Origin of the sequence: Moellerella wisconsensis (genome assembly GCF_022592395.1) — a bacterium.
Classification (GTDB): domain Bacteria; phylum Pseudomonadota; class Gammaproteobacteria; order Enterobacterales; family Enterobacteriaceae; genus Moellerella; species Moellerella wisconsensis.
In genome coordinates this window covers 68366-92199 of sequence record NZ_CP093243.1, presented here as the reverse complement: position 1 = coordinate 92199, position 23834 = coordinate 68366, and the positions used below count along the sequence as shown (strand labels likewise).

27 protein-coding genes are annotated in these 23834 nt (G+C 46.4%); 8 read left to right on the top strand and 19 right to left on the bottom strand.

Annotated features, from left to right (window positions below):
- Nucleotides 1–155: 155 nt before the first annotated feature.
- The 5 genes from MNY66_RS16285 to mobI form a co-directional block, all read right to left on the bottom strand.
- A complete protein-coding gene (locus tag MNY66_RS16285; protein ID WP_241502001.1) occupies nucleotides 156–452 on the bottom strand; it encodes a hypothetical protein in 297 nt (98 codons plus the stop codon).
- Nucleotides 453–643: 191 nt separating this feature from the next.
- Nucleotides 644–1042 (bottom strand): hypothetical protein, encoded by a 399-nt coding sequence (locus tag MNY66_RS16280; RefSeq protein ID WP_241502000.1) that lies wholly within the window; start codon nucleotides 1040–1042, stop codon nucleotides 644–646.
- Nucleotides 1043–1213: 171 nt separating this feature from the next.
- Nucleotides 1214–1489, bottom strand: coding sequence for a hypothetical protein (locus MNY66_RS16275; protein WP_137022500.1), 276 nt, complete (start codon nucleotides 1487–1489; stop codon nucleotides 1214–1216).
- Between the two features lie 561 nt (nucleotides 1490–2050).
- A complete protein-coding gene (locus MNY66_RS16270; RefSeq protein WP_241501999.1) occupies nucleotides 2051–2539 on the bottom strand; it encodes a hypothetical protein in 489 nt (162 codons plus the stop codon).
- A gap of 68 nt (nucleotides 2540–2607) precedes the next feature.
- Complete coding sequence (mobI, locus tag MNY66_RS16265) at nucleotides 2608–3039, bottom strand: conjugative transfer protein MobI(A/C) (protein ID WP_241501998.1); 432 nt, start codon at nucleotides 3037–3039, stop codon at nucleotides 2608–2610.
- A gap of 1011 nt (nucleotides 3040–4050) precedes the next feature.
- Between mobI and MNY66_RS16260 the strand changes: the two genes are divergently transcribed.
- The 6 genes from MNY66_RS16260 (at nucleotide 4051) to MNY66_RS16235 (ending at nucleotide 8563) form a co-directional block, all read left to right on the top strand.
- A complete protein-coding gene (locus tag MNY66_RS16260; protein WP_067421722.1) occupies nucleotides 4051–5076 on the top strand; it encodes a ParM/StbA family protein in 1026 nt (341 codons plus the stop codon).
- Nucleotides 5077–5092: 16 nt separating this feature from the next.
- Nucleotides 5093–5623, top strand: a complete 531-nt coding sequence (locus tag MNY66_RS16255) for a hypothetical protein (RefSeq protein WP_067421721.1) — start codon at nucleotides 5093–5095, stop codon at nucleotides 5621–5623.
- Between the two features lie 30 nt (nucleotides 5624–5653).
- Complete coding sequence (locus tag MNY66_RS16250; RefSeq protein WP_067421718.1) at nucleotides 5654–6217, top strand: transglycosylase SLT domain-containing protein; 564 nt, start codon at nucleotides 5654–5656, stop codon at nucleotides 6215–6217.
- Nucleotides 6210–6743 (top strand): hypothetical protein, encoded by a 534-nt coding sequence (locus MNY66_RS16245; RefSeq protein ID WP_137022497.1) that lies wholly within the window; start codon nucleotides 6210–6212, stop codon nucleotides 6741–6743. The genes MNY66_RS16250 and MNY66_RS16245 overlap by 8 nt, the downstream gene beginning before the upstream one ends.
- Nucleotides 6740–7255 carry a FlhC family transcriptional regulator gene (locus tag MNY66_RS16240; protein ID WP_067421714.1) on the top strand — a complete coding sequence of 172 codons (516 nt, stop codon included), beginning with the start codon at nucleotides 6740–6742 and terminating at the stop codon, nucleotides 7253–7255. The genes MNY66_RS16245 and MNY66_RS16240 overlap by 4 nt, the downstream gene beginning before the upstream one ends.
- A gap of 564 nt (nucleotides 7256–7819) precedes the next feature.
- Complete coding sequence (locus MNY66_RS16235) at nucleotides 7820–8563, top strand: hypothetical protein (RefSeq protein WP_156656639.1); 744 nt, start codon at nucleotides 7820–7822, stop codon at nucleotides 8561–8563.
- Between the two features lie 67 nt (nucleotides 8564–8630).
- Here the strand turns inward: MNY66_RS16235 and traN are convergent, their stop codons facing one another.
- Nucleotides 8631–11288 (bottom strand): conjugal transfer mating pair stabilization protein TraN, encoded by a 2658-nt coding sequence (gene traN, locus MNY66_RS16230; protein ID WP_241501997.1) that lies wholly within the window; start codon nucleotides 11286–11288, stop codon nucleotides 8631–8633.
- Nucleotides 11289–11539: 251 nt separating this feature from the next.
- Here traN and MNY66_RS16225 point away from each other — a divergent pair, with 251 nt between their 5' ends.
- Nucleotides 11540–11716 (top strand): hypothetical protein, encoded by a 177-nt coding sequence (locus MNY66_RS16225; RefSeq protein WP_175403199.1) that lies wholly within the window; start codon nucleotides 11540–11542, stop codon nucleotides 11714–11716.
- Between the two features lie 62 nt (nucleotides 11717–11778).
- Here MNY66_RS16225 and MNY66_RS16220 read toward each other — a convergent pair whose 3' ends face one another.
- The 4 genes from MNY66_RS16220 to MNY66_RS16205 form a co-directional block, all read right to left on the bottom strand.
- Nucleotides 11779–14862: a conjugal transfer protein TraG N-terminal domain-containing protein gene (locus MNY66_RS16220; protein ID WP_241502040.1), complete on the bottom strand. Its 3084-nt coding sequence runs from the start codon at nucleotides 14860–14862 to the stop codon at nucleotides 11779–11781.
- A gap of 89 nt (nucleotides 14863–14951) precedes the next feature.
- A complete protein-coding gene (locus tag MNY66_RS16215) occupies nucleotides 14952–16388 on the bottom strand; it encodes a conjugal transfer protein TraH (protein ID WP_067421897.1) in 1437 nt (478 codons plus the stop codon).
- A 22-nt stretch (nucleotides 16389–16410) separates the two neighbouring features.
- Nucleotides 16411–17469 (bottom strand): conjugal transfer protein TraF, encoded by a 1059-nt coding sequence (gene traF, locus MNY66_RS16210; protein WP_067421704.1) that lies wholly within the window; start codon nucleotides 17467–17469, stop codon nucleotides 16411–16413.
- Nucleotides 17447–17785: a hypothetical protein gene (locus MNY66_RS16205; protein ID WP_082981278.1), complete on the bottom strand. Its 339-nt coding sequence runs from the start codon at nucleotides 17783–17785 to the stop codon at nucleotides 17447–17449. Before MNY66_RS16205 ends, traF begins: the two co-directional genes overlap by 23 nt.
- A 356-nt stretch (nucleotides 17786–18141) precedes the next feature.
- On the opposite strand from MNY66_RS16205, the gene MNY66_RS16200 reads away from it, so the two are divergent.
- Nucleotides 18142–18933 (top strand): hypothetical protein, encoded by a 792-nt coding sequence (locus MNY66_RS16200; RefSeq protein WP_162271097.1) that lies wholly within the window; start codon nucleotides 18142–18144, stop codon nucleotides 18931–18933.
- A 70-nt stretch (nucleotides 18934–19003) separates the two neighbouring features.
- Here MNY66_RS16200 and MNY66_RS16195 read toward each other — a convergent pair whose 3' ends face one another.
- The 9 genes from MNY66_RS16195 to MNY66_RS16155 all read right to left on the bottom strand — a co-directional run bounded on the left by MNY66_RS16195 (nucleotide 19004) and on the right by MNY66_RS16155 (nucleotide 23744).
- Complete coding sequence (locus MNY66_RS16195; RefSeq protein WP_156656638.1) at nucleotides 19004–19177, bottom strand: hypothetical protein; 174 nt, start codon at nucleotides 19175–19177, stop codon at nucleotides 19004–19006.
- A 66-nt stretch (nucleotides 19178–19243) separates the two neighbouring features.
- Nucleotides 19244–19456: a hypothetical protein gene (locus MNY66_RS16190; RefSeq protein ID WP_067421700.1), complete on the bottom strand. Its 213-nt coding sequence runs from the start codon at nucleotides 19454–19456 to the stop codon at nucleotides 19244–19246.
- Nucleotides 19457–19495: 39 nt separating this feature from the next.
- Complete coding sequence (locus MNY66_RS16185) at nucleotides 19496–20005, bottom strand: hypothetical protein (RefSeq protein WP_067421698.1); 510 nt, start codon at nucleotides 20003–20005, stop codon at nucleotides 19496–19498.
- Between the two features lie 38 nt (nucleotides 20006–20043).
- Nucleotides 20044–20433: a hypothetical protein gene (locus MNY66_RS16180; protein WP_067421696.1), complete on the bottom strand. Its 390-nt coding sequence runs from the start codon at nucleotides 20431–20433 to the stop codon at nucleotides 20044–20046.
- 35 nt (nucleotides 20434–20468) lie between these two features.
- Nucleotides 20469–20738 (bottom strand): hypothetical protein, encoded by a 270-nt coding sequence (locus MNY66_RS16175; protein WP_241501996.1) that lies wholly within the window; start codon nucleotides 20736–20738, stop codon nucleotides 20469–20471.
- Nucleotides 20739–20772: 34 nt separating this feature from the next.
- Nucleotides 20773–20985 carry a hypothetical protein gene (locus MNY66_RS16170; protein ID WP_241501995.1) on the bottom strand — a complete coding sequence of 71 codons (213 nt, stop codon included), beginning with the start codon at nucleotides 20983–20985 and terminating at the stop codon, nucleotides 20773–20775.
- Between the two features lie 18 nt (nucleotides 20986–21003).
- Entirely contained in the window at nucleotides 21004–21321 is a 318-nt protein-coding gene (locus MNY66_RS16165; RefSeq protein ID WP_067421690.1) for a hypothetical protein, read from the bottom strand.
- 60 nt (nucleotides 21322–21381) lie between these two features.
- Complete coding sequence (locus tag MNY66_RS16160) at nucleotides 21382–21867, bottom strand: hypothetical protein (protein WP_067421688.1); 486 nt, start codon at nucleotides 21865–21867, stop codon at nucleotides 21382–21384.
- Nucleotides 21868–21965: 98 nt separating this feature from the next.
- Nucleotides 21966–23744, bottom strand: coding sequence for a VWA domain-containing protein (locus MNY66_RS16155; protein ID WP_067421686.1), 1779 nt, complete (start codon nucleotides 23742–23744; stop codon nucleotides 21966–21968).
- Nucleotides 23745–23834: the final 90 nt, after the last annotated feature.

Genomic DNA, 23834 nt, shown 5'->3' with positions numbered 1-23834 from the left:
TCTAACAGCACTCGCGAGACGCTAAAAACGCCTCAGAGGCTCTCAGACGCATTTTATTGATTCCAGTGCAATCGTATATAGATTTAAATCCATAAATCGCCCTGAGTCGCCCTGAGGGCAAATTAGAGGGGATCTTGATCCTCCTCCGATCCACATTATGCAGCCACCGAACGACCCACCGCGTCCATAAAACGCTTTTCCCCTACACTGAACAAAAACGCATCCAGCGCTTTACGGCCTGCCGACTCGGCCCCTTCCAACGCCGTTGCCAGGAAGTCGATCGGGCAAACCATCCGGCCAGAAACCTTATGCGTCACCACCAGATGATGGTCTGTCATAGACCGGGTGACCAGAAACTCAACTTGCTCACCATGCACCGATCGGCTAAATGTAGCCTCCACCGATGCACTCGCATAACCATTTGCTGTTTTCACCTTACCTACCAACTCCATTCGAATCTCCCTTGTTGAGTTTTTGTCTGGGGTTAATCCTACCACCAGCCATCCTCTGACAAACAAACTTGCCAGCGATTCTCTCGGCCAACCCCTCACAGGATAACAACACGTTCTTTTCCTGTTCTCGGTTCCCAAAATGACAAAACCGCCCAGATGAAGGCGGTTTCTATTCCAGCTTATCGCTCGCATTATTCCACGGTCGGAGGTTTCAGCGAGAAACGCCCAATTCGGGTATAGCGACCCAAATAGAATCCGACGAATGAACTCAACACAACACATAGGGTCCCAGTAAACCCAATCGGCTCATGTAACACATGTTGCTGAATATTCATGATCGCCCACATGCAACCGGCATAAAACAAAAAACCAGGTACGGATACCAAACGTCGTTCTCCGTTCGTCAATGGCCGAACCCAACCATACGCAGCACAACCAAACAAAGCGAAACAAATAAACAGGCTCGGAAATGCCCCATCAGCCAGAGCATTCATACCCGCTACAACCAGAAACAGTAACGAGACGTTAAACCAGTACAGTGACCCTGGCGCTGGAAGTGAACTACCAAACATACCTGGTTCAGATTGCACCTTCTGCGTTTCGATATTCATCTTACCCCCATGTTTTGAAATTCAGACCGGTAGTCCCGATCGCGTTGCGCTTGCGTCATCCCCCACGGATAACGTAAGCAATACTCTTGTTGGCAAACCACTCTTACGACTCATTCACAACAACAAAACAGGAAGGCGCTTTATCCCACCTCAGTAGGTCATCTTCCGAAAAAGCATCCATCCCACCCTGATTGCGCTACGTGAAATCTGGAAAACTAACTGCATGATAGCCAACCAACCGCAACGTAAAGCTATCCATTCTTTCCCACCATGAGTGCCAGGCAACCCATAAGCAGCATAGTTTTGGCACCGTAAAACAGCATGAGGAAAAACAAAGCGCAGAATATGGCAGGGGTAATATTCAGGCAAAGGTTTTCCACCTCGTTTTGCGCCCGTTTTTGGTCGGACATAAAACCAGATCGCCAAATACCCCCAGAGGAAAACCAAAAAACACAAAAACCCCCGGAGGAAATCCCTTCCCAAAATCCAAAATGACATCACACCCACCAACAACCCCCGGAGGAAGTTCTATCGAGGCATCCTGCTCCAATAAACTTCATACTGAACCCACCATCCGCGACCCGCGAAGTGATTGCCTTACGCCCTAGAAATATTCCCACCCAATCTAGCGCCCGTAATATCCACACCAGAAACAACAAAAACAAAACAACAAATCACGCCCGTGCTCTCTCTTTGCTTACCCGCCACAGCCCACCATACGATGCACAAAACAAAAACAAACGCGCGCCTTCTCGTTTCGTTTACTTCCCCACCTTTCCCGTTCGCTAACAGACTCCGCAAAAAAACAAACCCGGTTATCCCGAATTCATTCCTGATACCACAGGGTCCGTTGAAAGCCCGAGGGTCGCCTAAGGCTCACTAACTGATCGCCTGAAGGCTCACTTGAGAAAAGTAGATGTGGTTAAATTTAGGTGCAAAAAACCGGGACGGTGCCCGGTTTCAGATGTGCTAAGACGATGCGTTAAATTAATTAAGGGAAGCAAGCTCGTGGATTGGTGCGCTCATGTTGAGAGACCAGCGTGAGACCTTGTACTCAGCATCAATCTGATAACTGACCAGGAACATGTAGATCCCGAAACACAAGCGGGATGGCTCAGTGAAGCCCAGCATACATTTCGACTGACGCGCCCCGAAAAGCGACATCACCTTCAAGAGCACATCCTGATCCCAATCATCAGCATGAGGGATATATACCAGAGTGTTGCGTTGAAGTCCCTTCGCAAATACGTCCAGTGCAGCCTGATCGCTATCGGCCTGAGTCAGAACCTTCACTGCCGCGACCTTCTTGTGATTCGCGATAGCATTAACGGTTTCCACTGTCCCAGTCAGAATGTTACGAGTCGCCTTAATCCCCCAAAGCAACTCTTCGTGTTTGGTGCCCAGATTGCGAGTGAAGTTGGCGCAGATTTCACCAATCGCAGTTGTTGCATGGGTGTTAACGATTTCGTGAGACATACTCAAATTTCTCCTAAAGTTAATTTTAACCATACCAGTCGTTTTGTTCACACAACTAAAGCCCCACGCTAAAGCTGCTTCCTGCTCTCCGTTATCCGCCGAGATAACAGCTGCCGAATTGCTCGGTTCTTTTTCATCTCAGAACGGATCAAACTAAGCTGCGGTTCGTAGGTAACAATGAGGGTCAATTCACGGGGTGTTGCATCCGTGAAAACTTTTGCCGGATAACTCTCCCCCTTGTTCACCTTCAAATACTTCGGAACCACCCTTGCAACTTCCCCACCCACTTTTCGCAATGGTGTCATCCTTGCCCAGCGGATCCGAACAGATGGACCCTGCTTAACAACGTTAAATGAGTAGTGCGCTTTTTCACCGCCAGCGGTTGCTAGCTTCCAAAAATCCTCTCTCAGCGTTGTAGCTTCGGCAGTCAAAACATCCGCCGATCTATCCAGGGCTTTAACGCTTTCCTCCAGATGCTTGATGTAGCTTTCCACATCCATCGAGTTACCCTCACATTAAAAATTCAAAAAGGTCAAAAAAACGGAACCCCTATTATTACCCCACATGAGATCTCTTCCGGCTAAAGCAAAAACACCCAAAATCGGCTCAAAAAATCAGTTTTACCAAAAAAACAGTAATATTATTACGCCGCCTGAGTGATCTCATGGACTCTTTCTCTGTTTTAGCACTCTCATGGCGAAAAGAAAGGCATCAGAGTTGTTGAGTTGCCACATGAAAATGCCTTTTTGCAAAAAGTTCGGTTTTCGGGACCCGAAGAGGCCTAATCACTGTTTTTGAGCCAATCCCGTATATGATATGGCATCAGAGTTCTCTTGTGGCATTTCCCTTGATTGGCACTCTCATGGCGAAAAGAAAGGCATGAGAGTTCAAAACCGTTCAACCTTCTAATCACCAGGCACACTAAGCACTAAAACGACACTTCAATTCAATGTTTTTCGTCCTCAAAACGGGGCGCTTTCCTTCTTGCCGTCTAAAAACTCACAACCAGGAAAGCGCAGATTGCGGTCAAAATATCCGCGAATGGAGGTGGGCGCTGGTGGGTCTCTTCAATCAAAATAATTCGTTCCAACCGGTGAAAACTTGACCGAAATTTAGGTTAGGTTATTTCGTCAGCGGAGATGCTCATGATAAAACAGGGGAGCTAAATTGCGTCGATAACAAGGATTGGCCCTGAACGGATAGCCCCAATTTGCGGCCTTAACTAGCCATAAATTAGGGATAAATCAGGCCTTGAATGAGGGCTAAATCTAGCCTTAAAACGCGGCTAAATGTAGACGTAAATTAAGGCCTTTTTTGTCCTCGTTTTGTCGATGAAAAAGGGTGTTTTGTGATTTTTGAATAGATATGATGTGCCCCAATTGTATCGGGGCGAACGAATTTTTCGGGGTGATATCACGACTGCCTCACCTTGCCAACAGCATGAGCGGGCAAGGATGAGGGGAGGCTGAAGGGTGTCACAAGCTGTAATTATGTTAATAAAAGGTTAACAAATGAGTAAGAAAAACGCGATCGTATGTGGTGTGGATATTGGTTATAGCAACGTCAAAATTGCGACTGGCGATGCTTTTGCTTCCGTACCTGATGTCTCAATCTTCCCGGCGTATGCCACGACGGAAGAAGAGGAAGACGTGAATCTGGTGAAGCGCAATCGCGCCCACGAAGTCACCGTATACCCGAACGGAAACATGTGGCGAGCATTTACCGACCGCCCAGACGGACGTGAATTACACGACAGTTATCACACCACTGAAATGTATATGGCATTGTACTTTGGTTCTCTGGCGAAGATTGCGGAAAAAGTCGGGAACACCGTTGACCTCTTAGTGACAGGTTTACCGGTAAGGCTTGCTAGCGACGATAACGAGCGCTCCAAATTGGTCGCGAGACTGACGGGAACATTCGCAATTAATCCGACCACGAAAGTAACGGTCAAGCAGGTCATGGTTATCCCTCAAGGAGTCGGTGTCATCAACGATGTTGCGAACCGCGAAGGCTTCATCAGCGAAGATGAGCTGTCAGAATCCAATATTCTGGTTATTGACCCAGGCTTTTTCTCGATGGACTACGTCGCCTTCAGTAACGGAAGTCGTGTAATGGGCTCCAGTGGCTCTTCTTTGAAAGCCACTAGCACGATTATTGAAGGGATTGTTCGCACGCTGAATGAAGAAAATCCGCATGAGCGCCGGGACGATCTGCCGGAAATGGTCGAAATTGCATTACGTAAAGATGCGCCAACTTTCTTTAATGGGGCGCGCCATATTGAAGTTAAACCGCTGCTTAGCAGAGTCATTCCTCAGATTGCGGGTGGCGTAGTGAAAGAGCTACGTAAAAATGTCCGATCGCTGGGGGCTATCCACATCATTGTGACAGCAGGTGGCGGGGCTCCCTACTACGAGTTGGCCGTGCGTGAAGCCTTCCAGAATGCCCGCGTAGTGACGAGCCCAAATCCGGTCGCCAGTAACGCAATTGGTTTTTGGAACTATGGCGTTGACACTGTCATCTACGGTGACGCATAACGTATAAGGATGCGCCATGCAGTTACGGGTGACGATTAATGACATTCTTTGTCCCGAGCTCGCTGCGTACCTTGAATCCTGTCCGCCAGGCAAAAGAAGTAGCGCACTGGTAGCTCTGGCGAACAGGGCTTATCTCGAAGGGTTGGGGCGTGAAGCAACGCCCGCCATTTATAAGAAAGGCAAAGGTAACGATAAGCAGCGTTCACAAAAATTGGTAAAAGGAGAAGAAAGAGGGCAGAATATTTCGTCGCCGGTGGGGACCGGTCTACAATCGTCTTATTCTGAAAGCCAACCAAAGTTAATGAAACAAAATGTTACTCAGTCGTTGGCATCACAAGTAGTAGAAGCTGTATCAGTTATACCAGGAAGCATTATTGAGTCTCTGGAGCCGTGTGGGGCGGTGTCGATGGAGAGCGAGGCAGGAAGCGAAAAAACATTGTCGGTATCAGTGGGCACTCAATCCGCTGAGAGGGATACCGATGTAAACGCTGAAAAGTCGGTTCAAACAGAGGAAGCGCTGCCGCGTAAACGGTTCCGCTTAGGCTAAGCCTCTCTGGTTGGATTGGGGGTAAAAAAAATGGGTAAGTTACTGTTAAGCGCCAGTGTGGCAGCAGTAATCCTCTCATCTCAAATCATGCCAGCACATGCTGGAGTGGTTGATTTAAGAGGAACGGCATGGGAAAAACATGCCAAGAATGAATGCGGTCTTGATCCACATCTCTTATACGCTGTAGCTCTGTGGGAGAGTAAGCAGCGTGCCGGTGGCGGCGGTTTTGTCGCTCCAAGTCCTTGGGCACTGAATAATGCAGTTTACGGTGCCTACTATCCAAAAAATTATGAAGATGCGAAAAGAGCGCTTAAGCGTTATATGGCTGCGTCTACCGTAACTGATATCGGAATCTCTCAGGTCAACTACCGCTGGAACGGCAGGTACGTCAGCAAGCCAGAAGATCTTCTGGATGTAGACACCAACATCCGCGTGGGCGCGAAAGTGTTATGCAACGCTATCAAGAACTCCCCGGATGACATTGTTTTAGCGATTGGTAGTTATCACACACCGAACCCGGAACTGCGCGAAAAGGCGCGGAACTACGGAACGAATGTGCTCAGGATCTGGAAGAGGCTGATTGAAAATGGTTAATGAAAATATTTCTTTATTGAGCTGTGCAGCTTCTTTGGAAACTCGTGCGCAATCTTTTTTCCGCAGTCCATTTGTACTGTCTGAAGATGATCGTTCCGTGCTAAAAGACAAAGACCTTCTGGCTCAACTGACAAAATCTGTTAAATCTTACAACGTACCTGTTTTCATCGTTGACTACATGCCTGGGCGTAAACTCACCGAGGTGGATAACTTCGTCCGGCATGACTCCTACATCCTCCGGCTGGCGCTTCTCGTGTTCAGTATCAGGGTGAAAATTCTAAACGGAACGCTGGCGGAGTCATTCTATTGGCTAGGCTCTGATGAAGCATTGAATTTCATTGAGCGTCTTGACGATAGTCAAACCATTGATGCCATCATCAAAGGTGAACTATATATCAAGCCAGTTAGATCGCTCAGAGAGCTCGCTTCTGGAGAGTGGAGTTCAGTATTTGGCAGTGACAACCCGCACATGACTTTGCCTGCCTACTTACAATTACGTTATGAACATTGGAGCACAGAACTATGAAAGCAGCACTCGTAAAAGATGAAGATGTCTTTGCACTGGCACAACGCATGGTAAAACTGGGCTTCCGTCGTCGCATTATCACGACTTCATTGAACGCCAGCGACCGCCTTATAGATCATCTGAAGAAGCAGTTCGGACAGGATGAGGTCGCTATAGGGCGATTAAAACTGTCAGAAACCTTCTTGGCTTCGCAGCCTAAAAAAATGGAAGCAACTAACTTCATGAGCATCTATTTACGCCGGGCTAAAGACCCCAGCAACCAAGATGATATCAACGAAGTTGTGGATTCCTTTGAGGTTTATCGTGAGCTCAACATTCGATTCCGTCCCTCGATTGCCGCTGATGTTATGCTGCATCCTAATGAGGCCTGGACACTGGCCCGCGATTTTCGCTCCGATGAGATCCGAATGATAAAGTGCATTCACTGTAAAATGTCCTTTATTTCCCCATTCGATTGCGACCGCTCCAACAAAAAGCAGAAATGTCCATTCTGTGAAGATAAGGCTCATTAATGCGTAACTGCTTGAAGCTATTACTCTTATCGGCCTTCGTTATGCAAGGTTGCACCTTCAGCACATTACCAGGAAGTCAATTAGTGGCCCCTGGCTACATGCGTGTGAATCTGTGTCAGAAGCTGGATACACCAGAACTTTGTAGCTCAAAGTTTGGGGAGTTCAGAAAACGCCTTGTTGTGAAAGACATTTCCTCCACAGCGGGGTTCATCATTCCAGATTCAGTTGGTTGGGGGTGGGCAGTAAACAAAGTGAACGTGCCGTTTATTTTCTATGACCCTATATTGGAACAGGAAATCACTCCACGCCCAGGGGAATTTGTACCTGGGAACTTTGAACCAGCACTACGAGTTCCTTGCACAAAAACGGTATCTTGCAGTAAAGAACAAGTGCTAATAGCTTGGAAAGATTCAATTTAAATTAAATGTTTAGTGATAGATCCCTTATTTCAAAAATAAGGGATTTTTTTGCGTGGATCCCTTCGTCAGCTGTTGAGCCGGGGTTACTATGATCTCAACACGAAGAATTACTTACCTGAAACCCTACAAAACAAAGGTACTTAACATGAAAAAGATTTTGACCGCATCCCTGATCACACTGGTAATGGCAATGACGGGTTGCGCTTCTAAACCTGAACCGATGCCAGTAGATGTTAATCCATCTGAAGCGTTGCAGTTCGCCCGCGCCATGAACCTATTTAAAATCACAGACGCTGGCGATGACTACCTCATTTATAACCGGTTAACTGAAGATGGGCGTGCATTACCTCTTGTGACTCCGGTCAAAGCGGGAGATCTCGGTGAGACTAAGCACACCGATGGTGGCTTGACGGAAGTTGCTCTTGGGTTAGCTATTAACGACCCATTTTCAGCAATCGTAGGTTTTGTAACAGATAAAAAACCACGACCTGAAGGTGACGGGCTAGCAAGAATTGCTTCATGGTCAGACAAAGACCAAGAGGCTGAATGGAAGGATGTATACGCAGATTACAAACCAGCAATGATGCGTATGGATGGGTACAACGATTACAAAGGGTGTAAGGACCAGTCTTGGACATTTCTTGCAAACCTTTCAATGTCAGATACCAGCCACTTACCAAAGCCGCCTAAAATGGCAAATCCAGGTAAGTACAAAGCAGCCGCTGTATCTTCCTGCTTCTACTATTTGTCCGCAAAGAAAAGCAACTTAACGCATTTCAAAGCGCTCTCAGCCAAGTTGGGAGACAAGCGAGCAGTGTTCGTTCCTGGTTCTCAAGAGCACGCGCCCTTCGTGTTCTATAATGGGCAGGCATTAGAATTTAGAAAATAGAAACGGCGTTAAAAAAAGAAACCCCGCCAATGACAAATAGCGGGGTTTTTTATTGCCTATCAGCGAATTATCTTACTTGGATTGAATCACCAGCCTTCTCTTTAAGGTCATTGATATCGATACTGGCAACGCCGCTTTGGAAGCGTTCAAGGCTGTTCTTGCGAGTGCCATCAACGTTCAGGATACTCCCGGAGCCAGTGATGCTGTCGAGACTTACCGATTCCGGAGTTGGCAGCAAATCGGCGGAATAAAGTGAACCGATCCATTCGGAGAGGTCTACTTTAGAGAAGTCGATGCGCCCAAACTCTTCTAAAGTTAATCCGCGACAGTCTGGGTTTTTACTGTCACCCCATCCAATACCAAGTTGCTCACGACCTTGCTCCTGGAAGATGCGGCCAATCTGTGAGTTGAAGGTGCAATAGCTGGAGCGTTTTTCAATGCATTGCCCCAAAATCTTGCTCTGACACCAGCTATCGATGAAGGTAGCGAGTTTAGTCTCCTTTTTGACGGCCAGCTTAAACTCATCAGCGGTACATGCCCAGATGATGTTCACCAGGATATTGGCAATCTGATAGGCCATATAAGCATAGCCAACTACGGATACTGCGCTAACCAGCGTCGAAGATAATTCGACTGAACTTGCTAATGCGCCATCTGTACCTACAGCCGCAACGGTCTCAGATCCAGCAGCTGTTCCACCAGCCTGGAATATAGCATTAGTAACACTCGCACCGAATGTATCCAGCGTCCATTGTGCTGCTTGTTTTGTCAGCGTGCTTACAGCCTGATCCATCACTTGTCCGATGCCGAGGTCAGCAACCTTGTCAGCTACCGCAGAGCCTGCATTTCCCGTTAAGCTATCCAACGCGGACATAGCAGGTTTAGTGATCGCATCCAGTGCGCTGCTACCAAGCTCTTTGCCCATATCAAAAATACCTTTTCCTTGCTCAAACATACCTGCTTTAACCGCTAATGCATCGGAAACTTTCAGGGTGTAGTAGGTCAACTGAAGGTACTCAATCCAACTAACATCAACAGGTTGGTTACAACAATCGACCCAGCCTCCCATTGCTGTTTTACATGTAGCCGCCTCGCCTTTAAACAGAGTGCAAGCACGGTCAACGTTGATGGTTTCATCACCACAGGTCATTTCGTTCACGGCATAGGTTGCAGCCTGAAGCATGGCTACAGCCGTTTGAAAATCACCACTAGGCTCCGATGTCGGCGTCAAACAGGTACCATTGATACACTGCACGGCACCTGCACACTGATAGGTTTCAGATTGAGTTGTGCTCGGTACAGTGACATCTTGGCCGCAATCCCAAGTTTCGGTTGCCTGCCAGCATCCGCTTTGACCACCAGCAGCCCCAGTTAAACAAGTGGACTTTATGAATTGACACGCATTGTTATTGTCGAAGTCCTTACAGGTATTGTTCACTCCTCCATCAGTACCACAGTTGGATACGACGGTGGCGCTTCGACAGAATGGCGAAAGCCCAGCAATCGGAGAAGGCTTTAGATCATTCTCGCAAATTGTCACGCCGTTGATGTAAGCACAACCATTAGCATCTGGTGTGACCGTTTCATTACAGGTTACAGAGTAATTCTGACAGTAACCCTGGTTAACGGCATCTAAGAAGGTATTAAAACCATCTTGATTGTCAGTAACCCATTCATCACGGCTTACCGCTTTAGATGGGTCATATCGAACTTCAAGCTTAGCGTAACCTTCGCCTTCACCATAAACTGACACTCGTGTTTTGAATATCAGCTCATCACCGCTTTGTACTTTTCTAAAGTTTTCGGTTACATCGACATTTGGGTTAACCTGCCAACTAGTATTTAACTCGCATGGGCCAGGAGTTTCAGGTGGGAAAAGCTCTCCTTTATGGTAATTCCAAGGACGTTTTTCCCCCTTTGTTCCCGCATCTTCCATACCTGCTACAGGTCCTGCGAATATTTTATCGTCCCCTAAATAGATTTGGACGTAGTCATCCCAGGTTGCATAGGTTAATTTGGCGGTGGAAATGGCCTGAGGGTTATAAACACGAACGCCTGTAAATTCCTCATAAATCTTGCATCTGCCACTCCAGTAGTTATCACCGACCCTACCCACCCACAGGGTGACACAAGCTTCACCACAACTTTCGATGTTTGCAGAGCCTGAACTGTGGCTCAGAAAACCTGCCACGTAAGGGTGTGTTATACGATAGGTACCACTAACGCTTGTCGTGCGGGTACACTCTTTGAAATCTGGAATATGCTGTTTCACACCATCAGTATTAAGCTCTGATGTCATTGAGCAGTCATCCAGATCCTGCATATATTTATCCTGATTTGCCAGGAAGTCTTTGTGCTTGTCAAAGATAGAGTCCGTGGCTTTCAGTTTTGCTGTTGTTTGAGTTGAGCCTGCAACCGCGCGATAAGCCTCACCGCGTAAGGATGATTCTGATGCCAGCGCTGAGCCTGTATCAAAACCTAGCTTTTGGGTTTCACCATCATTACCGTAAACGGACTTTAGCTGATCTAATGAAGTGGATGACCCTTCACTTGGGTAAACACTATTTAAATTGACCGCTTCACCGTTACCGTATTGTACGGTACCGTTGCTATTGGCGGATAGGCTAGGCAGAGAGTTATAGAATTCAACGGCGGACTGAGCACTGGATGCCGAGTTCGACGAGTAAGCGTAAGGGGCATACATTGCGACTCCCAAATGGCTCATCGTGAACAGTGTGCAGACCGTTTTTGAAAACCAATTTTTCCTGAAAAGGGGTATCATTCGTAATCACCTTGTAGAGATTGCAGGCATTGATAAGTAGGAGCTCAATTGAAAATTTCGTCACCGGAAAGAACTGTGCGAGAATCAATGCATAGAGACGCCATTGAGCAAGCATAATTCAATGGCGTATACGGGCAACAAAGAAGGGCAGCAAAACGAGGTGCTTTTCTTTCACTAATATTTTGGAGTTGAATATGAGTACATTCGGCGCACACGGCGTAGACTATCTGCCTCCTATTGTGATTGATAACACACCAATAAGAGCGAAAAAAACTCCACCTAAACCGGCAGGGGTTCAAAGAGACATTGCGCTTTGCATGTTTTGGCTGATGCTCAGTATTCCAGTCGCCTATATGCTGGTTACCGGTTAAATTTTTTTGGTCGAATGAAAAAAAGCCTCCGATTGGAGGCTTTTGTGTATCACGGGATACTTTTATTTCTTTGTGTGGTCAGACATGATTGACTCGACAGACTCTTTTACGATATGTGCATCGGTACGATGCATGTTGCTCTTCGTGGATTCAACTTTGCCAATAATCGCCATTGCTAACTGTTGATCACCACCTTCAAGCCTACCGTTAACGTATTCACCACCAGTTGCTAGGGTGACAGCGTGGAAGGCCTGAATACGAGCGTGCTCCATTTGCTCCGGAGTATTGTCTTTGTCTTTAACTGTTCCGTACAAGTGTGAAATGGCATCCTTTGCATACTCTCCATGTTCACCGCTAACGCCGGTCACTTTAGAGGCCATTTCTTGCGCCTGCCCGTAACCTTCCTGATAAGAGAAACCTCCGGGCTTAATGCCATTTGAGACCTTGTCTAAGGCGCTTTGTACCTTAGGCATAGCGGCCCCAGTCATGCCATAGTCGGATTTATTTACTAACTCGTGTCGAGCAGCGTTCCCTCTCAGTGTGTTCAACTCTTGAGTTGACCGATTTTCATGATTTTCAACCATACCTCTGTTACCGAAGTGTTGATTAATGACTCCTCCTTTAGCTGTACCTGGTGCTGATTCAGCATAATTACCCGCGATACCAGATGCAGCCTGACCTTTTGTTGCGGCAGAACCACCGTCAACACCACCAGCAATCCTATCAACCTGGATCCCAGCCTGTTCAGCATTGCCAGCAATTCCTTTGTTCGCACTTGCGGACTCTGCATTAACCTCAGGCTGATTCGTGCCACCGCTGACGAAACCAGATAGCCTAGCCACTTCACCAGCTTGACCGATAGATACTGCGGCATTGAATTGCGCGAAGGTATGCGCATCTTCCTGAGTCATCCCGAGAGAGGAAAGGCGAGCGGTATCGTCATTGATACGCTGCGATAAATCCTCACGACCAGCTAACACCTGAGTCAATGTAGACTGTGCCGCTTGATTACCACCAATAGCCTGGGAGATCTGTGAGGCAGTCATATTCTGCCCCATTGAGGAACTCATCGAATACTGTTGTGCCTCAGAATAGGATTTTTGTGCTGACTCTTGCTTTTTATAAGCCTCTCCGTACTGCTGAGTAGCAGAAGTACTTTGTCCTGAGGCTTGCATACTGCTGTAATAAGCCATTGACGACTGAGACTTGATCTGACTAAGTTGAGCGCTCATAGCATCAGCGTTTGAAGCACTATCACTGCTTGAATAACTTCCATCCGCCGTGTGGGTTTTACCTTTTGTGGCCGACTCATTTCGTTGCAAAGACGCAGACCCTGAAACGGAAGCTCCAGACCCTGCGAACTCCAAACCTGCTTTAGCCTGAGCAGTACCTTGCACTGAGCCCATATTCAAAGCCGTTAACGCTTCAGTCTCGGACATTCCGTTTCGTGAAGCAACGTCTTGAACAAATGAGCGTTGAGATGAGCTTAGAGAGCCCAGTGAGGCTTGCAAAGCATCTTGGCTTTGTTGTGACTGGGTTCCATTCTTCATATTCGAAGCCACTTCTTGGAACATTTTACTCTCTGATGCGGATCTTTCTACAGAGGCAGATTCCATGTTCTGCTTCGCACTGGAAAGGTTAGTTGAAGCAGACTGCTTCATATCATATTTAGGTAGAGCGGATTGTGCGCCACCCAAAACAGTACCATTTGCGCGGTCGTAGTTAACATCCGCTGAGCGGTTGCTAATTGCAGGTGCATTCGATGCATCTGGTGCCATTTGCTTGGTGTCCGCTGCGTGTGGTGCTGCCGCAGAATTCGCTAACGAGTTAAAGGCAACCGAACTACCCCAAACGATGAAGCCACCTAATGCAGGGATCATCGCGTATAAGTTACCGGCCAGACCGATACTCTTTTGCGTTTCATATAACAGAATGTACAGTTTATCGAATGACACTTGATCCGCAGGCATACTGAAAATCGCAGACATATTTGTTTGGGTGTGAACCAATACATACATGTTAACGATCGCAGCGAGCGGCATCCAGGTTTGTGTCCAGATGATGACCAAGAAATACTTCATGACCAACCGGATCCCCATAATACCTAATCCAAAGAGGAAAGCCATGAAGGGAGTAAGTGCGTAGATCAAACCTTGGAAGATAGGCATGAATGCCGTCATCCATGATAGGAAGGATGCCCCTGAGGATGCCCATTGAAACGCCTGTTGGGTTTGTGTCTGAGTACGTGTTACCGCTGCCGCTCCACGGAATGCAGCTTCGTGACCGTACTTAGGCACATCACGCAAGTAGGGATACATGATCATCGTCATCTGAAAATCGCGCATTGTCGTACCACTAATATTATAGAAGTTCATGACTTCATTAATTTTAGCGTTTTGCGAACAGCCTCTGCCTGACTCACAACCCCGACCCAGTGCTTTGTAAGATCGGTCAAATGCCGCAGTGAGCATTTTAGATGCGGAACCGTGCATCAGGAACAGTTTGTCATAAGCTTCAGCGCAAGTGTACTGAGATGAACTGTCCTTCATGTCCGGAGAACTCGAATCCCAACCCACCATGTTACCGTCAAATAGAACCACGCGCTGGAAGGCATCGCCTGAACGCAATCCTTGCACGCCTGCCGTTCCCCGATACAACGTGGAGTAGGTTTTGGCACCACGCGCTATGTCATTCATCACGCAGGTTTTCATGTAGTTTTGAACACTTCGGGCAAAATCAACAGTTGGCCTTTCATTTGCCAGAAACCAACGCATCGGGTTTTTCATGGCATCGTAATAAGTTGATAATGCCACCAGCGGATCCAACGCACCATACTCCGTCATGGAGGGCGTGGAGAATGCCTGCTCCATTTTCTCCGTGATGGAGTAACCCACAGTCGAGATAATCGATGCAGAAGCCGCAAGACCCGCAGGGACGTTATCGACAGCACGGAATCGGCCTGAGGTGACATCTTCGATATTCACCCTGGCTGACACTTGGAAAAAGACCATGTACATGACGATGCAAACCGCCATGTTCTGGAATGAAATTGTTTTGCCCGCTGAAATGGCAGAAGAAATCACGATCCCTATCACACCCAGCAATGCGCCGATGCGAAAGAGGTCTGAAAACATCCCACTATTCATGAGCATCGCCACGGCATTGAATACGTTATACATGAATTCAATGTCACCGACGGTATAGATGTTCCATTCAGTCATTTGAACAAATCCCCTTAAAGAGAGCCGTCTACCGAGCCTTCACCTTGGAACTCGGTTAAAGGCAATGATTGCATGTAGTGTTGGAAGAACTCTTGGATCTTGACTTCACCGCCATACTTAGTGGCTTGAGTGGCGTATGAGATATCAAGATTCTTGCGTGCATCCTCAATCAACTTCAGGACTTCTTCGTAATAGGTTGACGCAGAACTATCGTTTGATTGAGCGTACCGCGCACCTGTCGCAGCGGCAGTCAGTAAATCACTAAGGTATTGATATGCAGCCGAATAGGAAAGTACGGGGGAAACGTCGCGAATATAGGAATAGCTGGCATTTAGATCACGACGGGCCAAGGTTGTTGCTTTGTTTGCAGCACCCCCAACGTTGTAATACACCGCCTGACGAAGGCGCTCATCACTGACTGCACCACCTTCATTAGCTGATACCAAGTAGCCTTCATGAACAAAGAACTTAGTGATGGTGTTTGCAACCCCGTTCAGTCCTACAACTTGCATTGCAGGACCCTCACAGGTTTCAGTCTGACCGACGCAACTCCACATCTGAAATTCAGGATCCCCCTGGATGATGGCATCGAGCACAGTAGAGGATGTCAAAGGTGCCAAACGGACTACCGACTTTTTGACCGATCCATCTTTATCAGTACCGAGACCTTGGCCGATGATGATGGTGCCCGTCAATGACATAACAAGTTCTTTTTGCTGTTGCTCAGAGCCTTCGAATTGAGATGAGAACTGACCGTTTTGCAGCAAGCACCACATCAAGTTACCGTAATCGCCACAGGGTTTACGCTGACCGGCTTCCTGCTTTTTTATTTCAGGCGCTTGTCCGCCTCCTGCGTTACCCCACATAGCTTTAAACTGATCGACCACACCATCAGAAGACAGTTGAGAAGAAACAGACGCTTTGGCATTTTCACCGAAGGCAGAGGCAGTATCGACCAGCAAACCTTTCGCTAGCTGGCAAGAGTTAACGGTCAGATCGTTCATCTGCTGAATCACACCCTGCATTTTTGAAATAGCATTATCCAGCACGGCATCCATCGCGTTTAGGGCCAACTGGAAGGCCAGGCCCGCAGCGTTGGCTGCAATGTTGCGCAGCATCTGGACAAATTGCTCGGCGTTAATAAACGAGAACGAACCACCGAAGAGGTCGATACCACCGCAGCCACCAGAAGCAGAAGGGAGGTCAATCGCCACAGGAGTGAGTGTACGCAGTTTGTTGCGCAGTACAAAACCACCACCTGTGTAGCCATCCCGAGTAATGCTGTGATAGTCACCGGCGCTGGTATTGTTCGACATCGACCCGAACATACTGTCCAGTTGAGAACTGATATCGGCAGCGTTGACGGGCGGCGTAAACAGGCCGGACAAGGCAACGGATAATGCTAAGACTGTCCGTTTAAATCCTTTCATTTGGGTATTACGTGTTACCATTTTGATCTTACCCCCACTACTGTTATTTCGTCTTAGTAGACGCTGCATATCCAGATTTCTTCTGAATGTATTTAATGAAGTCGTCAGAGTTTTCTAGGTACTCGCCCGGCATGTCCTTCAGAATGTTTGAGTCGATATATCCATTGTCGTTATATGGAAGCGTGCTCTTGTATTGCTCATTGGTGATGAGCCCTGAGTCATGCGAAATCATGATGGTGCGGGATATCAATTGATCAGCACTGAGAGGCCCGAACGAAAGGATGCGTGTCGCCTCTGGTGGAATAGCCAGTGCGAGCGCGGGAGTATTGGTAATCTGCAACTTAGCAGCTTGCCCAGAATCGGCACGCCAGTTCTCCATGATGTTCCCAGGCATTGGTTTGCCATCAATCGAAATAGGAATCACTTTCATTCCTGTCATATAGGTGAACGTATTCATGACTGCCGCTTGTTTCACACAGATTGAGCAATCTTCGCCTCGAAAGAAGAAAAATACCCCTGCGCGCGTAGCAATGTCTTTGATGACCAGTCGCGAGTTTTTCTCGGCCTCAGCAGACTGGTCCATTGCGCCGAAGGTGGACGTAGAGCGACGACTACTTTCATCAATCAGCGGATCTGTGGACGTAACCAAACGAGCCATATCAGTGAACCGGCTTGCTTTGTCCAGCATAATACGCTGAGCAAGGTAATAGGCCCGGACGTTTTCCTGAGTGGGCTCATCGATTGCACGGTCACGCAATTTCTGAACGTTTTCACGGTACCAGGCCACAGTAAACGCTTCTGGCCCTTCCTCTGCTGCAATCGCAACGGAAGGCTCAGGAACGGGCATTTGTTTGTCCTGTTCTTCGGTTTTGTCCGCTTTCGCGACCGTAGGCTCAGGTTCGATTTCTTCAGGTGGTTCAGGATGCATCTTTTTCCAGAACCAACCTTCTTCTTTTCCATCAATAAATGAGGTGCCACCAGCGGTGACTTGACCGTTAGTAGCTTTTGGTTTTTCTTTGCCACTCTCTGCTACCGCATGAGCAGAGAGCACCCCAAACACCAGGGTAGCGATGACTTTTTTACTGAAATTTTGGAATTTCATCTTCATTACCTTTGGTAAGAATTTCCGCTATCCTGTCTGTCCAAAAAAAAGAGTTTTTCCCTTTAAACACTCGGGCTTTTTCCAGCAGTTGGCACAGTTGATAGTGTCGGTATCTTTGCTGCCCGATTTTCTTAATGATGCTTTCAGGTTTGATACCAATCTCCTTACAGGCTTCATCAAGTGTCATGCGTCCGCCGTACTTGCGCTCCAGTTCTCGTTGCAGGCTGAGTCGGTTAGAATCAGTGCAGAGCAGGGCAGGTAACTTAAAAACAGGCATGAGCATCGAGCGGTTGTGAGCACAAACTAAAAGCTTCATCAAATTCCCTCATCTGATGAATCAATGAGCGGTCATTTTGTCATACGCAGGAAAGGAATACGGCAAAAAAGGCCAGCAAAACGAGGCCAAAAACGGCGTGGATACAGGGCTTACATGAAATCAGTTGTTGTGTTCGTTATGTTTACTTTTTAAGGCGGAGTGGGAGAGTGTTTTGGGCTTTTCTATTTCTTCTGGTAAACAAATGATTAGGTAATGCATAATTCAATAATAATTATTTATAAGTGTAGTTTTCTACTTTTACTTAGGGGAGGGAAACCTCAATGAAAAAAATACATTTTGCATGCCTATTGTTATTGACCTCTAGCTGCACCTCATTTGCGAATGAGGCCAATTGCATGAAAGAGGTAGTTCAAACCAATGCATTTAATAATTTCATTTTATTTGAAGAAATAGGGCCTAATGACTCTTTAAAAGAAATGAAGGTGCGAATAAAAGGAATTGACGATTATCTAAATGGTGACTCTACAGTGAAGTTTGATGAATGTGGCGCACTACTCTCGATGAAAGGCAATCAAACAAAAAAATTCAAGAATAATGACCATGTGTTGATTAGCGACTCACAAGTTAGTATGAATAAAACAGGAAAAGACTGGGATTATGAATTTGGGTTTAAAATGTCCATTATCGATAAGGACGGTAAAGAGATAGACCTTGTGCAACAAAAAGTCAAAGGTCAGTTTTTAACTGACGAGAAAGGGAAGATCAATAAAGCTATTGACAGCTCAGATACTGTTGTTAGTGGCGAGGAAACTAAAGGGTCATCCATAACTAAATACAAGGTCAACGAAGATGGAAAGGTATCGGAAACAATCCAGTTAGGCACGCTCCCAACGGATAATTCCGTTAAAAAATATTTTTATGATGAAGATGGTCGTCTAATTAAAAGCCAAACTGAATCTACTACTGAAGAGTTTTCATACGATGATAAGGGCAGGGATCTAAGTGTGACGTCTGTCCAGGAACTTTTCACAACTGAAACTAGCATCACGACATGCAAAAGCTGGAATGAATCAGGTCGCTGTACCAAAGCTGAAATAAATGCATCCACACTTTTCAAAGGTGAAAATGGGAAAAAGGATGAAACGCGTACAAATCAAGCTGAAGTTACATTTGACCTCATTTATTAAATAATAGTTTTTAAGGCAAAAAAAAACCTATCCGAAGATAGGGTTTTAGGGTAGTTACCCTTAGCGGTTATTAAGACTTTCTCTTATCGCGAGAAAAAGCGATTGGCATTGAGACAATCAGAAGAACTTTGATGACAAAGTCTTCAGTTATCTTGAGTCCAAAATGTCCACCGAAGACAATCACCATAACAGCGATAGCAACAGTAAAAACAAGAGAGAAGAAGCGAAGGGTATTAAGTTTCATTTTAAGGCTCACTGAGGGAAGTTATGCACAGACAAGAGACTGCGCGGAGGGGAAGTTAAAGGGAAGTTATAGTGCGTGACACAGTTTCACAATTTTACCGTAGACATCCTGAAGGATGAGTACGATGAAATACGCGGCCAGAGCAACGCAACCGGCAGCAATGACAGATATGACAACAAGAATGACGACCATTGTCATGACGTCAAAGCTGAAAAATACCGTTGAAGCTGCAATGATCACCGCAGGAAGCAGCGGCAGGAATTTAAAAATGTTTTTCATACATCACCGAAAAGAGATATTGTGGACAGATAAAAAGAATCAGTTAAACAACCGAGTTTTTAATCCATTACTGAAACGAGAGTAGATGCCTCCAAAAATAGTGTCTTTGAAAACATCGGGATTCCCATCATCAGCAAAAACAGCTTTAGCCATTTCCACGATGCTCACCAGCATTTGTGCGCAGAACGCATTTTTCTTAAACAAATCCAGGTACAGGCTAGTATGAATAACCCTGTTCAGGTCAAAGGCTAGGTTCATCAATAAAGCTTGATTAACCGAGAACCACGGGAAATCAGGGTCATTACTTTGTTCAATACCAACACTATTCCGGTTCATTGCGAGCAATGTCCGAACCTCGCCTTCAAGATCAGCAAAACGATGGTTGATGTCGATATAGGTTTCTTCATTAATGACTACACCATGACCATCACGCAAATCGGAACCGCGTGAATAATCCTCCTCATCAACGGGTACAATTTCCATTAGGACATTGCGGACAGCGATAGGGAAGGTAGTCGTGTAGCTATTGTCAGAGGTAACGTAACGCATGAGAAATACTCCTGTAGATAAAAGTGATGGGGTAAGGATTACCAAACACGTTGTTCTTTCATGAACTCGGGCTCATGTGCCACGAAACGAATAGCCTCAGCCATCGTTGAGTCGAAAAACTTGGAACACAATTTCCGGCCAATCTTAACTATCTCATCTTTGAGATGGTCAAGGCTCGGTTCGGAAAAACGGCCACATGCACAACAATACGCAAAACGCGTCGCAAGCTTTAGCACCTGGGATTCGTTTTGATTAACACCAAACGCAGTATTGGCAATGCCAAGTCCACGATCATTAAGCAAGCTTACTGTCACCATGTCTGCATGAATTAATGCCAAATCAGCGCGCTCCTGAATTTCAGAAACGGGCCAAAGGGACATTTTTTCAGACACAAAACCGTAATTGCTCAGTTCGATAGAATGAGACATACGTACCTCGTTAATAGATTTATAAATTTAGGAAGTTAAAAAATACCGGGCTTGCAACGAGCCAAAGCGGACAGGATGCGATCGCGAGAAGGTGAAGGGTTAACAGTTGCCTGAATGCCTTCAATCCAATCTTCAACCGGTATGCGGGTGAATTTGTCGTCTGTATTGCGGATACGAAATGCAATCACTGCCCAGCGGGATAAAGCGTATTTGACACAAACCTCATCACCAGGAACGACAACGCCACGCAGTTTTGCGGAGGCATTATTGTATTCAATCAATGCACAAGCACTCATACAGTTCACCAAAACGAAAGGCCCACTAAGGGGCCCTTGCTTTTCAGAAGTTAATATTATCGTTTACTGCAACAGGAATAGGTTCCTGATGTGCAGCGATATCAATGAAGTTAAAACGTTTAATGTCGGTGGCGCGAAGCACTTTGCCGGTAGAGAGCACAAAGGTTTCAACATCAGCGTGGCGACTATCCGGCCAGGACTGAGCTATTGATGTTTCACGGATGAGAAAAGCACGCTTGTTTGACGTGAAAGACACATAAGGTATCAGCATAGCTTAACCCTCAGAGTCCATCAGGCCATAACCATAAGCCGTTAACTTGTTCACTAAACACAGCGCGTCAACGGTCATGTACGGCCACCAATTACCTGCATCATCACGGAAAAAGTGTATTTCCAGTGAATCCGGAGCCATCGGGTGATACGTATTGATCACGAAAGTCTCTTCAAATACAGGCAGCGTATCAAACAAGCTAATACTGCGACCAGAAGGTGAATTGTCTTGCACATACCCAACAAGATCATCAATCATTTCAACAGTAAAACTGCTTTGTGGTTCAACGACAGAAGTATCAAAATTAATATATTTAGCCATGATGAATATCTCCAAGAGAAAATAGAACGCTGGCGGTTGCCAGCGTTATGTTTAAAGCACTTATGCACACTTCCGAGCCGCTTCATTCGGGTAGTAGTGATAGAACGCTTTCTTGTATTTTTGGAAACCGCGACGCTGTGATTCAACGAAGTCCATATTGGATGGTGCATCGTAGTGCTTGGACTGAATCAAACGGTCTTGTTCAGCCAGGTCATGCTTCCAGCGGTGCAGTACACTCATACGAGTCTCTTCGGGATCTAGTTTGGCGAAGAAGCAGCAGCTGGTGAAAGAACAAAGGTCTGACTGATTTTTATCAGAGAAGAACCAGAGAATTTCATCAACACGCTGTTCAACATTACTTCTAGGAGCCGTCATGATGTACAGAGAGTCACGGATAATTTCGTAGGCCATCTGTTGCGAATAACGCAGTTCATAGCGGTCATCTTTGGCAACGCAAATTGCTTCATAAGTACGGTCATCAGCTTCAAACAGTTCGTTGAAGGACAGTTGGTTCTCATGAGCAACAGCTTTTTTGGACATAGTCATTTTGAACACCTTTAATAGATTTAAAATAAATTTAGGATTTAAAAACCCGACCTCATGCAAGGCAGGAGGCGAAGGGTTGGTTTAGGAAAGTTTTAAAATTAACGAGTTAAAGCTTTGCGGGTGACTTCGAGAAGTTTTCCACGGAGGGCAGTGACAGAACCTACAGCAACACCAGTATCATCGAATAAAGAAGTCATGAGGCTTGCTTTAGCACAGCCAAAGCCAATGCCAATAACAATCACACCTTCTTTTTTCGCGTCCTTGACCATCTGAATGACCGGCTCCGAGTTATCGGGCTTGCCGTCAGTGACCACGACCATGACATGGCGATCAGCACGAGCGTTTAACAAATCACTGAATGCAGGCCATAAAGCTTGTTCCAGTGGAGTGCAACCATTTGAGCTAATACCAAATTGCTTTGCGTTAACCGCAGCCCTGAAGCTTTGTTCACGCGCTTTTAGCAAGCCAACATTATTCGTGGTGGCATGTGGGAAATGATAAGCAGAAGTTGTAACGCCTTTGATGCCGTCCAGTGCAAAGAGCAAGGAGACAACAGCCGCTTCAGCTTCAACCATGTCAGAACCCAGAGAACTGCTTGAATCAAGCAGAACTGTAAAGGCAGAATTGAACTCAACCGCTTTGGATTTGTGACGAAATAACTTAGTTTCTCCTAAGAGAGCCGAAGTCAGACGACGCGTATCCATTACGCGACCTGTTTCTTTGTGTGTACGACGAGTTTGTTGCATTCCCTGAAGAAGCCCATGCATTGACTGACGAAGGCCAGAAGCAGCCTGAACACCTCGGAGAACCGAAACCTCAGTGGTTGCGTGACGCTTAGCCGGTGCAATTCCGAATGGGGTAGCAGCAGGAGTACGTTCACTTGGAGAAACGTTGTCTTTAATGCAGTCATTCAAACGTTCACCTGCACCTTTAATTACCTCGTTGAGATCATCATCAGTGATATTGGCAAAAGGGTCCGAATGGCCGGATTTAGAAGACGTTGGGCTGGAAGAAGCGCTGGTGGAAGCATCACTGCCAGAAGCAGTGTTGTTACCGTTTTCAGGCTTATTACCAGGCTGAGAGGAGGAGTCTTGAGACGGTTGGCCGTCAGAAGAATCACCGTCAGCATCTGCACTGGAGTTGGAGCTATCGCTATCATCGCCAGGCTGTGAGTTATCACTGTTTGGTTCAGATTGAGAGTCGCCACCGGCCTCTGGAGGCAGATCTTGTTGGTCTTGTTGATTATCGTTAAAAGCATCTACTGCAAGGTCGTAAAGACGACAGGAAATATCCAGACAGTCGGCAATGGAAGGCGCGTTAATCGCCAAACCGAGAATGTCCATCGCTGTATCAAACATGTTTTGGCCGAACAAGCGAATGAAGTCTGCTTGGGCTTGCTCAACAGGTATGTTCAGCGCGTGATAACGTTTGAAACCACACAAGAGCAAACCGTTGATAAACGCTACAGCAGGATCATCAGTTGGTTGCGTATCCTCATTAAAGACAAAGTGATTTAACGCTTTGAGAAATGAAGGCACACCAGGGAAACGACGGCCAATCGCACGTTCAATACGAAGGTCTTCGGTTATGTTGACCAATTGATGAAGCACACTTGGGTTGTAGCCTTGTTTGGCGCGAGCAGGAATGCCATCTACCAGAATCGGAAACTCTGTGTATTTGACATGCGCCGCTTCGTGAACCAAATAACCCAGAAGGACGTCAGACAACTTTTCAGCATCCTGGTAGAACGGGATGTTGATAGTGAATGAATTACCTTGCTGAGAAGCATAAGCCGTAGAACCACCAACCGTTACGTTCACACCGAACTGATCACTCAGGGCACACGCAACGACAGGCAGAGAGTTATAAATACCCATACATACCTCACAATAGATTTAATAGATTTAAAGGGACGAGAAAGGTCCAGGATTTAGGAATTAAAAAAGGCCCGCGAAAGGGCCTTAGAA